The following is a 14,145-nucleotide window of genomic DNA, read 5'->3' on the forward strand; positions in this document are numbered from 1 at the left end:
AGGGGTTTCCGTTGGCGGTGTGCGAACCGGTTATGGGGCCGTATCCCCGGGGGAATCCGGAGGGATTGCGGGCCGGGGGAGACGCGTGGGCCGGGGCGGCGCGAAAGTGTCGCGCGGAGGCCGACCGACTCGACCGTGTGGCGCTGTCGGTGCCGGGGTGTTTCACCGGCGCTGCGGGGGACGGGGCGCAGCGTGTGCTGGCGGAGTCGGCGGCGCGGAAGCGGGATCTGACCGCGTATTGCGAGGGTAAGGCCGCGGAGTGCTACGAGACGGCCAACGTGATCGAGTTGGGTCAGGTTACGTGGATTGTGATGGGGTCGGCGCTGGTAGTGGAGCTGCTGGCGACGCTGGCGATGCCTGCGGGTGGGGTCGCCGCCGCGGCGGGGGTGCGGGTTGCGGCGCGGAAGGGGTGGCAGCTGGTATGGGTGCGCTTGATCGAGTCGGTGATTGCGGTGTGTGCCCGGTTGTCGGCGTCGCGTGCGTTGTTGATCGGCCAGGGGATCGTGGTGGGTGGGGTGTTCGGTGGTGGGGTTTCGTGGGGGGCACAGGTGTGGCAGCAGCAGCGTGGGGATCGGGAGGTCATCGATTGGGAGACGGTTGTGGTGTCCGGTGCCGGTGGCGCGGCCGGTGGTTTGGGTGCGGGAGTGCTGTACTCCCGGCCGGTGGCGGGGTTGCTGGGGCGGTTGCACGGGTCGGGTACTCGGCGGGGGAATGTGGCGGGGTTGCTGGTGGCCGGTGGTGCGGCGGGCGTGGCCGGTGGGGTGACGGGCACGTTGGGGGGTGCGGTGGCGGCGAGTGTGTATGCGGGGGGGTTCACGATGCCCGAGGGGGCGGAGTTCTATCTCGGTGCCCTCAACGGCGCGTTGGAGGGCTTGTTGTCCGGGGGCGTGCACACCGTCGGTAATTCGGCCCCCGTCCCGACCTCACCCGCCGGACCGCTCGGCCGTTCCGGCCGGCCTCGACCGGGGCTGGGCGACCTCGAGGCCCTCGTTCGTACGATGACCGAGGCCGGGCCCGCTTCGGTCCCGGCCGCCGGGCACCCGATGCCGACCGCGCCCTCCGTGGACACCGACGGCACCGCGCCCCTGGTTCGAGTGGTGGGCGACGACAACACCTCGGCCGCTACGCCTTTCCCCGCCGTGTCGAACTCCACTGCCACGGTCGCGGCGATCTCTTTCCCGCTTTCCAGCAGCGACCGGACGAACACGGGTGTCCCGCGAACCGTCGCCGATCCCGCCATAACCGTCGGCGACGCGGGGGCCGGTACCTCCACTACTACGCGCCTCGACGCACTCCCCGGCCAGAACACGCGGGTCTCCCTGGTGGGCCACCCGGAAATCGCTACCCGATACCCGGTCGCGCCCGGCGAGGCGTCCGTGACCACCGCCCTCCCGGCATCCACCGGGCCGTCCACACCCCCACCGGCTGTGGACGCCGATCCGACAACATCCGCCCACACCACAGGCGGCACAGCACCGAGTGCCGACAGCGCAGGCATTCCGGTCGATGCCTACATATCCGACCCGCCCGCCCATTCCCCTGTCAGTGCCGGCGCTGCGGGGGCCGACGGCCGAGCCGGCAGGCAGACGAACACCCCGTGGACGTCCATCGCTGAGTACAGCACCTCGCCCGAACCGCCTTCGGTGCACGACAACTCATCAACCCGGCATCCGCAGACCCGCAGCCCCGGGTCCGGCAACCCGGCACCGGTACCGGCATATTCCGCATCCGCTACCAGAGGGCCTTCTCTACCCGCAGCAGCCACACCCATCGGCCGGCCCATGATGACCGGGCGCGGCGTTACCGCGATCACCACGCCACCTACCTCGGCCACTCCATGGCGTACACCCCGGTCGGGCGTGGGCGTCGTGCCGCCCTCCGGGATAGGCAATTCCGCCGACGGCGACCACATGATCCCCACTCCCGTCCGGCCTACCACCACGACAACCGGGCTCGAACCCGGCACTCGCGTCACCGCAGGACCCGAGCCCGGCGCCGATGGAGGTGCCGGTGCCGGTAACCGCGGCAGCGACTACGGCGGAATCGATGGCGGCAACAACAACGGCGATAACAAAAATAACGAAAACGACAACGGCGACAATAACAACGAGACCACATTCGGCGACTGGTTCCGTGCTCTTCGTAAGAGTCACAACATGACCCAGCTGGAGTTCGCCGAACGGCTCGGAGTCGCGATGTCGTCCATCAGTAGGTGGGAATCGGATAAGAACAAACCACTACTCGAACAGCTACGGACACTTATCGACAAGGGCCTGGTACCGGAAAGCACCCTGCAATCCACCTACCGCAAGTTCTACAGCGACCCCGGAAAGTTCCCCGACGGACTTCCGCCCCTGGTGCCCCAGGTTCACGACCCCACCGTATACCCCACCTTGGGTGCCTGGCTGGCCGATATCCGCCAATCCAACACTATGTACCAAACCGAACTCGCCGAACTCCTCGGCGTCGACGAGTCATCCATCTACTCCTGGGAAACCGGCAGACACAGACCGCCGCTCGAATACCTCCGGCGGTTCCTCGATAGGGATGTGGTCGACAATGAAGCATTGGAGGCTGCGTACCAGCACTTCTACCGGGATCCCGGCAACTTCCCCGAAGGGTTGCCGCTGCTCGTGCCACGGCTGGACGAGCCCCGGCGCTATCCGAGCATGGGCAGCTGGCTGGCCGATATCCGCAGATACCGAGGCATGTCCCAAACCGAGTTCGGGGAGCTCCTCGGTGCCAACCAAATCCAATCCGGTCGGTGGGAAACCGGGTCGGCCAAACCTTCACTCGAACAGCTACGGATACTGATCGACGAGGGCCTGGTACCGGAAAGTGTCCTGCAATCCGTCTACCAGAAGTACTACATCGACCCCGCAGATTTCCCCGGCGGAATTCCGCCACTGATGCGCCAGGTAGACAACCCCGCCGTTTACCCCTCCTTCGGTGCCTGGCTGGCCGACGTCCGTAGACAAAACAGCATGAAACCACCCGAGCTCGCCGAACTTCTCGGGCTCACCCGGGCATCCATCTTGAACTGGGAATCGGGTGTTTACAAACCTCCGATGGAGCAGCTACGGAAACTGCTCGATGAAGGCCTGGTATCGGAGAGTGCCCTGCGATCCGCCTATGAGCACTTCTACATCGACCCGGCAGAATTCCCGGACGGCCCCCCACCCCTGTTACCGTTCCGGATCCACGACCCCGCTGTCTACCCCTATTTCGGCGCCTGGCTGGCCGATATTCGCAGACACAGTAAAATGACCCGATCCGAATTTGCCGAACTTCTCGGGCTCACCCGGGCATCCATCTTGAACTGGGAATCGGGTGTTTACAAACCTCCGCTGGTGCAGCTACGGAAACTGCTCGATGAAGGCCTGGTATCGGAGAGTGCCCTGCGATCCGCCTATGAGCACTTCTACATCGACCCGGCAGATCTCCCGGGCGGACTCCCGCCCCTTGTGGTCCAGATCGACAACCCCGCCGTCTACCCCTCCCTCGGCGCCTGGCTGGCCGATATCCGCAAACAGCAGAATATGTACCAAACCGAATTCGCCGAACTCGTCGGTTTCGGCAAGGATTCCATCCAAGAATGGGAAACGGATCAGCGATACCCTGTGCTGCGGAATCTGCGGACGATCCGTGATGCCACCGGCACGTCTGCCGATGCGTTACGTGCCGCCATCGAACACTTCTACCGAGATCGGTCTGCGCACCGTGACCCTCCGGACATCGAGGAGAAGTTCTGGGAGCTGATCGCCACCGCACCGGATTCCGTGGACGAGCGCAGACTCCAGCTGGAAATCGTCGAACACTATCCGTACACCGGCTATTCGGGAGAATCGCGCACACTGAAGGAATTCGTCGACCGCAGCATTCCCCGGCGAACCGATGCCGGACGGCGCGATGATGTCGCCCAACGGGTGTATCTCGGGATATGGCGGGCGGTCGCAACCCACAACCCGATGCTCGGTTCGTTCGATCGGCACGCGTCGGCAACGGCACGCGGCAGGGTGCTGGCCTCGTACTTCGAGGACAGGTATCCGGATCTCGACAGCCCGACCCTGCATGATGTGGTGAAGGTGAAGGGGTATCTCGATCGGCAACTCGAAATACCCGGCGGCGGTACTCCCGGCGTGCCCGAGATAGCGGCCGAACTGAGAATGAAACCGGACCGGGCCCGAGAGGCGCTACGCATTCTGCAGCAGAAGCCGGGAATAGCGGTGAACGCAGCCCCACGCGAAGGGAGCCGGGGATTTCAGCTGGCTGATCCCACCGACGATATGGCCGACGCGACCTTGCGCCTGACCGTGCGTGAAGCCCTCACCGCCGAATTCGACGGATCCGACCTGGTATCGGCCGAAGAAGTGGTCATGCGTCACTTCACCTACGGCTGGCCGCTGGCGGAGGCGATCGCCGACCTCGACCTGGAACCCGCAGCTGCGCAGGACATTATCGACAGGGCGCGTCCGGCGCTCCGCGCAGCTCTCAGCGAACCCGGTGAAACCCGGTGAACCCGCGGACCGTTCCGGCGCGGAGCTGCTGGGCACACGCCGGATATCCGCGGCGAGCCGACGGTCGACCTCGGGCGAAGGGGCCACCGAAAGGAGCGGTGCCTCCCCCTGAGTGCAAGATATTCTGATCGAAACGCTCTCCGTTCTTTGTCGCGTATCCGCTGATCGGCGGGCGAGGACGTGACCGGTGAGCTCTGAAGCCGCACGGAGGGAATGTGGGCGAGTCTTTTCATATCGATCCGGACGCGGTGCGTGCCCTGACCGAGGAACTGCGCGATATCGCCGAGAGCGCGGCCCGGACAGCCCGTGACCTACAGGATGCGCTCACGGCCGCCGGCATGACCGAAACCGCGGCCAGCTGGGGCGATGACGAGATGGGCCGAGCGTTCGCGGAGTATTACCTGCCGAGTGCCGATGAGGGTATCGTCGCACTGGAAAGCAGTGCCGGCGTCCTCCGGAATATGGGTTCCCTTCTCGCCGAATCCGTTTCGGGTTTCGAAGGGCTGGACGTCGCGGCCGGCCGGTCCGTGCCCGCACGGGCCGAGGAGCCGGAGCCGCCGCTGCCGCGCTCTGGGGTGTGGTCGCCCGATAACCAGCGCTCCTCTCCTGCGGACGTTCCCACTACCGATACCCCTGCCGGTACCGGCGGGTACGACGCTGACCCGGGCGCACCGGTAGCGAACCCCGCGACCACACCAGGGGCGGAGGGTTCGGTGGAAAACAGCGATTCCGAACCCGGGACGCAAACCACACCCGGCGCGAGCGAACCCACGACCGATACGCCGGCCGCGCCGGCAACCGGCCGCCCGGACGAGCACAGCGCCGCTACCGGACCGTCGACCCCCAGTCGGTCCACGACCGGCCCCGCCCGCACGGAAAGCACACCGGCACAGACACCCCGGAGCGCCGAGCGGCCCGCACCTGGGGACCGCGTTTCCGCCCGATCGCCGTGGTCCGGGCATATATCGGCCGCGCAGTCGCCCGCCGGAGACCGCCCTGCCCCGGCTGCCCCACGCGTTTCCGGACCGGACCAGCAGGGCGGCCCGCCCCGAGCCATCCCGCCCCGAGTCACCCCGCCCCGAGCCGCACCACCAGGACGCGCCGGCCACCGCGACCGAGATGAGCGGCCCGCGGCCGGGGCACCGAACCCGCGCAGGACGAGCCCCCAGAGCGCTCGAACGCCGCCACCATCGGTCACCGACCCCGCCGTAATGCGCATAATCGACGAGTTGGCCGCCCGGCACGGCCTCCAGACGATCGGGTTCGATACAGCCGGCCTGGACGGACCCACGGCACACGAGATCGCCGCGGCCGTCGATCAGGTGCTGGACCGGCACCACACCATCGACCTGCGGGCACTGGAAATCGCCGATCTGGACGGCGCGCTGCCCGCACGGTTGGACCGGCCGGTCGTCTCCGGCGCCGGCGAACCGGAAGTCCGGGCGGCGCATATCGTGCTGGACCTGGCCGCGACCACCGACCCTGCCGCCCTGGCCGCATCCCTCGAGGTGGTGACCAGCGGCCGCCGACCGGCGCCAGGTTCCACGGATCGCCCGCTCTACGCCACGCTGGTCCGGGAACTCGGCCGAGCGTTGGCGGCTGCGGGCGACAACGCGGCACACCGCCTGACCCAGCGCACGCTGATCGCCGAATACCTGCGAACAGCCGACCTCGGCCATACGAGCGATTCGCTCGGCCGGATAGTCGGCGGCTACCGGCACTGGCGCGATCGGCTCAGCGGATGCTCCCCCACCACCCGCTTCGACCCGGGCGCCGCGCTGGCGGAGGCATTCACCGAGGTAGAGCTACGCGGCGATCGGGCGAGTCCGCCGGCCAGAGCGCTGCACCAACTGCTGGTGGACACCGGCCGGCAAAATTCCTGACTGTTCGTATCTCGCCGCTCGGGTCGGCGGGGTGCGGCGACAGCTGATCGGTCTGTGAGCTCGGGCCGCTACGTCCGATGGCACGCTCCGGGTGAAATCCGCCGGGCCGGTATTCGCGACCGGGTGCGTCCGGCTGCGATGCGCGGCATCGCCGGACAGCCGACTGTGCACACCGCACTACCGCGGGCCCGAATTGTGGCGGTTCGGACCGTTTCTCCATCCACGTACCGTCATTAATCTCGGAGTACCTCCGCATCCGGAGGGAGATGATGTCCCGTACTCGGATCGACCCGGCCGACCTCCCGGCGTGTGCTCTGCCCGGGACGACGCATCCGGTCCGATTCGGCTCGAAGGGGTGCCCAGATGGACCGGAACCAATTCGAAGACTTCGGTTCGGCCACTCGCGATATGCGCGCGCGGATGCACGACATGCTCGATGCCTACGAGCAGCAGCAAGCACAGGTCGGCGAAGTGCGGCAACAGCTGACCGATCTGCGGGTTCAGGCCGTCACATCCGACGGCTCGATCCAGGTGACCGTGGATTCCGCCGGGGCGGTGCTCGAGGTCCGGGTGACCCCGGCCGCCATGCGTGGCACCGCCGGTCAGCTGAGTGGGCTGCTCACCGATACCGCGCGCGAGGCCGCCCGGCTGGCGAAGGAGCACAGTGAGGCCGTGATGGCGCCGCTGGCAGACCTCGCGGGCGGTATGCCTGATTTATCCGAGATCGTCCCCGGAGCGCCGAGCCTGCGAGCGGATCGTGACGCAGCCGACCGGATGAAAGTATCGAACGCCGGAATTCCGGACGGACTCGACGACCCGGATTGATCGACATCCGCCTCGAATCACCCGATATCGGCTCGGACCGGCCCTTCGGGACCCTCGAACAGGGCGGAGACGCATGTGCGAGTGGGGACCTGGGAAGCGCTCAGGTGGTCCGGCCATCGTCGAGATCAACTCGCCGGGCGAGTCCGCGTAGAAGGGGCGGCCCCGGCCGCCTCCTGGAAGTCGGCGATTGCCCCGCCATGGTCCCTCGCCCAGTTCGTCAGGACGTCGATGGGCTCGACGAGGGTCCGGCCGAGGTCGGTGAGGCTGTACACGACTCGCCGTGGTGCTTCGGCACGGCGTTCGACCAGACCGTACTGCTGGAGCCGGCGCAGCGTCTGGGTGAGGACTTTGCGCGAGATGCCACCTATGAGGTCGACGAGCTCACCGTGCCTGCGCGGTCGCCGGCTGAGCCCGAAGAGTACGAGCACGGTCCATTTGTCGGAGATGATCTCGACCGCCAGTCGGGTGGGGCAGTCGGCGAGGAAGACCGGTCCGGCGGTGTTCTGCATGGAATTCGAAGGTACCAGGAGGTAACCCAGGGCTCCGTAGCGTTCTCCGGAGCAACGAATTCAGCGCCAGATGCGGAGGAGTCACCATGCCACGAGTCGTCGTGTTCGACCAGTTCGGCGGGCCGGATGTCATGCACATCGTCGAGGAGCCGGTCGTCGAACCCACGGCCGGTGAGGTACGGGTCAGGATCGAGGCGTTCGCCGTCAACCCGCTCGACCAGATGATGCGTTCCGGTAGCCTGCCCGCGGCCGTCGCCCTGCCGCACGCTCGCCTCGGCGTCGAAGGAACCGGCATCATCGACGCGGTGGGCCCCGAGGTCACCGGGCTGGAGGCCGGCGATCCGGTCATCCTCACGGCCGTTCCGGACGCGAGCGTCAGGGGTAGTTACGCCGAGTACGCCACGGTCCCCGCGAGCCGGGTCCTCGCCCGGCCTGCCGGGCTCGGAGTCGCGGAGGCGGCGGCGATCTGGGTCGCGTACTCGACGGCCTACGGCGCGCTCGTCGAGAAGGCGAAGATGCGTCCCGGCGACCACGTCCTCATAACTGCCGCGTCCGGCGGTGTCGGCCGGGCGGCGATGCAGATCGCGAATCAGATCGGCGCCGTGCCCATCGCTATCACTCGGCACGCCGCGAAGAAGGACGACTTGATCGCCGCCGGCGCCGCCGCGGTCATCGCCACCGACCAGGCGGACATCGTCGAAGCCGTTCGCCACCACACCGGCGGGACCGGCGCCGATATCGTCCTCGACCTCGTCATGGGCCCCGGTCAGCAGGATCTCCTGGAGGCGGCCCGCCCCGGCGGAACGCTGATCGCCGCGGGATTCCTGGATCCTCGGCCGACACTCTTCCCGGGAGGCACGCCGCTCACGATCTACGGTTACCGGAGTTTCGAGCACACCCTCGACGCTGTGGTGGTGCAGCGCATGGCGGCCTTCTTGAACGCCGGTGTACGCCTCGGCGCACTGTGGCCCGCCCTCGACAAGGAGTTCGCCCTCGACGACGTCGTCGAGGCACACCGCCACCTCGAGAAGGGGCTCCACGCCGGGAAGAAGATCGTCGTCACGGTTTAGGTCGTGTCCCGAAGCGGTGCCATCAGGGTGCCGGCCAGCACCCGGATAACACCGTGCCATCAGGGCTACGTCAGCGTTCTCTGGTGCTCCTGACGGTAGGCGATGTGCTCGTCGCTTCGCCCTTCACGCAGCTTTCGGACCCACTCGGGGTCGGCGAGCAGGGCGCGGCCGAGTGCGACGAGATCGAATTCGCCGCCTGCGTGTTGCTTCAGGAGTCGATCGATGCCGGTGACGTTCGAATCTCCCCGACCGGTGAAGGAGGTGGTGAACACCTCGTCGAGACCGACGGAACCGACCGTGATCGTGGGCAGTCCAGTGATCTTCTTGGTCCAACCGGCCAGCCCCAACTCGCCGTCTGTACCGGACAATTCGGGGAAGGCCGGTTCCCAATGCCTGCGGGTGGAAGGGTGCAGAATGTCGACACCCGCTCGGACGAGCGGGGTGAGCACACGGGCGAGTTCGTCGGGTGTAGCCGCGATACGCGCGTTGTAGTCACTGGATTTCCACTGCGAGTACCGATACACGATCGCCAGGTCGGGGCCGACGGCTTCGCGGATCGCCGCGACGACCTCGGCGGGAAAGCGAACGCGGGCCTCGACCGTGCCGCCGAAGTCGTCGGAGCGGAGATTGGTTCGTTCCCAGAGGAATTGATCGAGGAGATAGCCGTGTGCACCGTGCAGTTCGATACCGTCGAATCCGGTGGCCTTCGCGTTGACGGCGGCGCTGACCCAGGCGTCACGCAATGCGTCGAGGTCGGCCGCGGTCAGTGCGCGACCGGCTGCGGTTCCGTCGAGGTCGAGTCCGGATGGGCTGACGGATTCGATATCGGGATTGAGTTCGGGCTTGTCACCGCGGCTGACGCCGAGATGCCACAACTGCGGGATGATCTGCCCACCCTCGCTGTGCACGGCGTCGACCACCGCTTTCCAACCGGCAAGGCTCTGCTCCCCGTAGTGGCGCGGCACCGAGGTAGCGGGTCCTGCGGCCGGGTCGGGGATATAGGTGCCTTCGGTGATGATCAGTCCGACACCGCCCGCGGCGCGCCGTCGGTAATATTCGGCGACATCCCTGGTCGGGATACCGCCGGGCGAGAACATTCGAGTCATCGGCGCCATCGCGAATCGATTGCGCAGGTGTAGTGATTTCACATCGAACGGTTCGAACAGGCCGTCCACGGGCTGCGATGTATCGGTCACAAGCGGGTGCAACGTCGGCCGGTTCGACGGCTATTCCGTCGTGTGACGTCGGTCCTCGGCCGGTGGACGAGCGAGACCGGACACAACGCGTAAAGGCCCGGCACGAGATCACGCACCCCCGGTGTGAGCGGTGGCGGCCGAGGCTTCGCGCAGTGGCGCGATCTCGCGTTCGATGCGCTCGGTCATCACGACGCGACGGTCCAGCGCGTCCTGCCCGACGGGCAGGCGCAGTGGCAGCTGTGCGCCCGACGCCACCCGATAGATGAAAGCGGCGGCCTTGACCGGGTCGCCGAGTTGGGTGTGATTGGCCTCGTCCACCCAGTCCAACGTGACGTGAGCCGGTGTTCCGTCGTACTCGGCGATGCGGACCCCGGGCAGCTGTACCGAGGATGCGTCGAGGAAGTCGGTGCGGAAGACACCGGGCTCGACGACCATGCTCTGGATGCCGAACGGCTCCAGCTCGGACTCCAGGGCCTCGCTGATCCCGGCGACGGCGAACTTGGAGGCAGAGTACATGCTCACGCCCGGTTCGCCCTCGAATCCGGAGCGCGACCCGATGTGGACGAGCTTGCCCTTGCCCGCCCGGCGCATGATCGGCAGGACCGCGCGGGTGGTGTTGATCAAACCGAACACGTTCACGTCGAACAGCGAACGCGCCTCGGCGTCGGTGATCTCCTCGAGCGCGCCGAGCAGCCCGCGGCCGGCGTTGTTGACGAGCACGTCGATCGAACCGAACCGGTCGACGATCTCGGCCACCGCCGAAGCGATCTGCGTCTCGTCGGTCACATCGAGGCGCACCGGCAGCGTGTTCGGGTGGTCGCGGATGTCCGCGGGCAGGCTTTCGGGGCCGCGAGCCCCCAGAGCGACCTGCTCGCCCCCGGCCAGAGCGGCGCGGGCGATCTCGAGACCGAGGCCGCGTCCGGCGCCGGTGATCATCCAAACAGACATGGAGTGGATTCCTTTCCGAAAGGGTTGCTGAGCGGTGTTGCCGCGGAATCACGACTCATCCATCATCAGCGGGTCCGAGAACGTGGTGAAGGCCCACGCTTTCCTGGGACGGATTGGGCACCCCTCGCCCCCGCCATGGGCGATCGTGGCTGGGACACTGGAGCTGTGTCCGATCAACTGGAGCCCCGCCTGGCTGATTTCCTTCGCGCGGCGCGCGCCCGGCTCACCCCGGATCAGGTCGGTATGGCCGACGCCGGTCGGCGGCGCGTGGCGGGGTTACGGCGCGAGGAACTCGCGATGCTGGCGGGCGTGAGCGTCGACTACTACACCCGCCTCGAGCAGGGGCGCAGCAAGAGCGCATCCCCCGAGGTGCTCTACGCCATCGCCGACGCGCTCCGGCTCGACGGCGCCGAGCGGGCGCACCTGCACACGATCGCGAGGCCCGCCCCCGCCCGCCGCCGCCGGGCGGCCAAACCTCAGCGGCTGCACCCGGCGACGCGGACCCTGCTCGATACGTTCGACACTGCTCTCCGGCCTGCCTTCGTGCTCGGACGCCGGCTCGATGTGCTAGGGCAGAACCGCCTCGCCGCGCTCCTGGTCGCCGACTTCGACAACATGCCCCCGACCGAGCGCAACCAGGCCCGTTTCGTCTTTCTCGACCCGCACGCCCGCGAACTCTATGCGGACTGGGAACAGGTCGCGGCCGACACCGCCGCCATGCTTCGTATGGACGTCGGCCGGCACCCGGCAGACCCCGGACTGGGGCGGCTCGTCGGTGATCTGTCGATCCAGAGCTTCGAGTTCCGGCGGCTCTGGGCCCGCAACCGTGTGCACGAGCGCAGCGTCGGCACGAAGCGGTACCACCACCCACTCGTCGGTGACCTCACGATCACGTACCAGGCGCTCTCGCCCGGTGACGACCCCGAACAGACCCTGTTCGTGTACGACACGGAACCGGGATCGAGCTCGGCCCACGCACTGCAGCTCCTCGCCGCGAAGATCACTCCCACACCCACTGGTCGATTCCCGCTGTCCGCCAGTAAGTGATGTGGTCCTCGCGAGCCGGCATATCCGTCCCTTCGGCTCGGTGAACCCAGGGGGTCGGGGCAGGCGGCGGTGCGTCAGGCTTCGGCCATCGGCCGCTCACCGCGCAGCACGATGCCGAGGCGATCCGGGAACACGGCGAACACGTGATCGAGCTGGCCGGGCGACATCATCCGGTCCAGTGCGGAGGTGACACAGCCTGCGGTGAACGTGACATCGCCCGCCGAGATTCCGGCGCGCTCCGCGAACTCGTCGACGAACTCCGCGACGCCGTGGTTTCCCGGTACCCGGCTGGGTACCCATCCCTCGTACCAGATGCCGCGCAGGAAATCGGGTAGTTGGGCGGCGAGATGGGCGGAATTGGGCACGCCGATCCGGTCCCGGACGGTGTGCATCCACGCGCGCAACGCCCGCAGCGCGAACGTGAGATCTTCGGTACCCAGAGCGTCGGCGACGGCCCGCAACCAGGTGTGTGCGGTGTGCATGCCGGCGGCAAGGGGATCATTGTGATGCGTCATTGGTGCGCCTGCCTTCCGAGTGGCCGGTCCGATGCGCGGGTCGATACCGTAATTCTACGGTGTTACCAGCGGAAACAGCAGGTTCGATTCCTGCCTCCACGGCCGCCCGGAGATCGATACACGCCCGGTCGGCCGGGCGCTCTTGGCCGCCGGGATCAGGGCGGCACAGTGCGGGCGGGGTGACGGCCACTCGGAACAGCCGGCTACAGCGGAGCGCGCCCGCGCTCGACACCGCGCGGGACTCCTTCGGCGCGGAAACCCACCTTCTCGTAGACGTGGTGGGCACGTGGATCGAAGGTAGGGGCAGACGGAGCGAAATGTAATGGATACGAAGCGGTGCACGATCATCCGTGCATGACGATCGCACGGAAATTGGCCACGACAGCCGCTACCGGACTCGTCGGTGCGGCGATGGCCGTGACAGCGCCGGGCGTCGCCGCCGCCGATCCTTGCCAGCTCGGGGTATCCAACGTCGGACCCCGGACATGCGCCACGACGGAGGTCCGGACGGCCCCGGCATGGACGCTGGGGAACGGTGTCTGCGTCGGAATGCTGAGTGCCGCCGGAGTCGCCTACGACGGTCCCCTGGACCGGTACCACGCCTTTCCGGGAACTGCCCATTCCATAGAACTGCGGATTACGCAGGGCTTCTCCCCACTGGGCGATTTCGCGCCGACCATCCTGGCTTGTGACGTCACGGCGATCGTCGACTGGCGGAACCTCGATACCGGCCGGAGCGGCTCGGTGAGCCATTTCGTCCCTGCGGGCAACACGAGTTCCCGACCGTTCTACCTGCACGTGGACTCGGGCCCGGGGCGGGTCGCGCTCACCGTGCGCACCGACCGTTCGAGCGTTCCGGCGACGGCCGAAGTGTTCGTCCCCTGACCGCACCGCACCGCACCGATCCGGCCGGCGATATCGGCGCCTTGGATGCGCGGGAAGTCGATCGGGCCTCGCCACCCCGACCGTGCCCGCGGGTCTCCCAGGCGGCCGTACGCGCCCTCGCGGGTCCACAGGTCGGTGTTGTTCAGTGCTACGGCACTCACCCGGACCAGCATGTGGGGCAGAGTCTTGCGTCGAGTGATCTGCGTCACATTGCGAACCGATTTCGTTGACCTAAATGTTTATTGAGGTTTCAGGATGGTCTCACGCGAACTTCACAGCCTCAGGAGATCAACATGAGCACCGCGACCACTATCGCCGCCCGCATCCCCGCACTGAATCGTCCCGTCGCCCTGTTCGGCGCGATCGGTGCCGCCCTGCTGGCCAACCTCGTCGTCTGGCTGATCGGCGCGGCTGCCGGCGGCACATTCGAAGCGACCAACGCGGGCCAGGTGCAGAGTGTGGCTCCCGGCGGAATCATCACGTTGACGGTGGTTCCGATGCTGATCGGTCTCGGCGCGGCAGTGCTGCTGTCCTACAAGTGGATCGGTGTGCTGCGCGTCGCCGCGGTGACCGGCTCGGTGCTCGCCGTCGCCACCATCGGCATGACCGTGAATGCCGACTTCGACACCGTGTCCACGATCGCGCTGTCGATCACGCACCTGACGCTGGTCCCCGCCATAGTCGTCGCGACCGAGGGGCTGCGCCGCAAGCTGATCGAAGGGTGACATGCACAGACGGGAGGGGTGCGCA

At 67.3% G+C, this 14,145-nt stretch carries 11 protein-coding genes; 7 read left to right on the forward strand and 4 right to left on the reverse strand.

Annotated elements, in window-relative coordinates; translation table 11 throughout:
- Nucleotides 1-32: 32 nt before the first annotated feature.
- The 3 genes from IEY68_RS12970 to IEY68_RS12980 all read left to right on the forward strand — a co-directional run bounded on the left by IEY68_RS12970 (nt 33) and on the right by IEY68_RS12980 (nt 7,225).
- Nucleotides 33-4,517, forward strand: coding sequence for a helix-turn-helix domain-containing protein (locus IEY68_RS12970; protein WP_444543820.1), 4,485 nt, complete (start codon nt 33-35; stop codon nt 4,515-4,517).
- A gap of 215 nt (nt 4,518-4,732) precedes the next feature.
- Complete coding sequence (locus IEY68_RS12975) at nt 4,733-6,400, forward strand: hypothetical protein (RefSeq protein WP_058853941.1); 1,668 nt, start codon at nt 4,733-4,735, stop codon at nt 6,398-6,400.
- Between the two features lie 363 nt (nt 6,401-6,763).
- On the forward strand, nt 6,764-7,225 hold the full coding sequence (locus tag IEY68_RS12980) for a YbaB/EbfC family nucleoid-associated protein (protein ID WP_058853940.1): 462 nt from the start codon (nt 6,764-6,766) through the stop codon (nt 7,223-7,225).
- Between the two features lie 125 nt (nt 7,226-7,350).
- On the opposite strand, the gene IEY68_RS12985 is transcribed toward IEY68_RS12980, so the two are convergent.
- Nucleotides 7,351-7,734: a winged helix-turn-helix transcriptional regulator gene (locus tag IEY68_RS12985; RefSeq protein ID WP_058853939.1), complete on the reverse strand. Its 384-nt coding sequence runs from the start codon at nt 7,732-7,734 to the stop codon at nt 7,351-7,353.
- 86 nt (nt 7,735-7,820) lie between these two features.
- On the opposite strand from IEY68_RS12985, the gene IEY68_RS12990 reads away from it, so the two are divergent.
- Nucleotides 7,821-8,804, forward strand: coding sequence for a zinc-dependent alcohol dehydrogenase family protein (locus IEY68_RS12990; RefSeq protein ID WP_058853938.1), 984 nt, complete (start codon nt 7,821-7,823; stop codon nt 8,802-8,804).
- Nucleotides 8,805-8,869: 65 nt separating this feature from the next.
- On the opposite strand, the gene IEY68_RS12995 is transcribed toward IEY68_RS12990, so the two are convergent.
- Nucleotides 8,870-10,000 (reverse strand): NADH:flavin oxidoreductase, encoded by a 1,131-nt coding sequence (locus IEY68_RS12995; RefSeq protein WP_058853937.1) that lies wholly within the window; start codon nt 9,998-10,000, stop codon nt 8,870-8,872.
- A gap of 108 nt (nt 10,001-10,108) precedes the next feature.
- Nucleotides 10,109-10,948: an SDR family oxidoreductase gene (locus tag IEY68_RS13000; protein WP_058853936.1), complete on the reverse strand. Its 840-nt coding sequence runs from the start codon at nt 10,946-10,948 to the stop codon at nt 10,109-10,111.
- 165 nt (nt 10,949-11,113) lie between these two features.
- Between IEY68_RS13000 and IEY68_RS13005 the strand changes: the two genes are divergently transcribed.
- Nucleotides 11,114-11,995, forward strand: coding sequence for a helix-turn-helix transcriptional regulator (locus IEY68_RS13005; protein WP_189094231.1), 882 nt, complete (start codon nt 11,114-11,116; stop codon nt 11,993-11,995).
- 74 nt (nt 11,996-12,069) lie between these two features.
- Here the strand turns inward: IEY68_RS13005 and IEY68_RS13010 are convergent, their stop codons facing one another.
- The gene (locus IEY68_RS13010) at nt 12,070-12,510 is read right to left on the reverse strand and encodes a DUF2267 domain-containing protein (RefSeq protein WP_058853934.1); all 441 of its coding nucleotides are present in this window, start codon (nt 12,508-12,510) and stop codon (nt 12,070-12,072) included.
- Nucleotides 12,511-12,864: 354 nt separating this feature from the next.
- On the opposite strand from IEY68_RS13010, the gene IEY68_RS36150 reads away from it, so the two are divergent.
- Nucleotides 12,865-13,395: a hypothetical protein gene (locus IEY68_RS36150; protein ID WP_229718749.1), complete on the forward strand. Its 531-nt coding sequence runs from the start codon at nt 12,865-12,867 to the stop codon at nt 13,393-13,395.
- Nucleotides 13,396-13,688: 293 nt separating this feature from the next.
- Complete coding sequence (locus IEY68_RS13020) at nt 13,689-14,120, forward strand: DUF6069 family protein (RefSeq protein ID WP_058853933.1); 432 nt, start codon at nt 13,689-13,691, stop codon at nt 14,118-14,120.
- The last annotated feature ends 25 nt before the right edge of the window (nt 14,121-14,145 follow it).

Origin of the sequence: Nocardia jinanensis (genome assembly GCF_014645735.1) — a bacterium.
GTDB classification, from domain to species: domain Bacteria; phylum Actinomycetota; class Actinomycetes; order Mycobacteriales; family Mycobacteriaceae; genus Nocardia; species Nocardia jinanensis.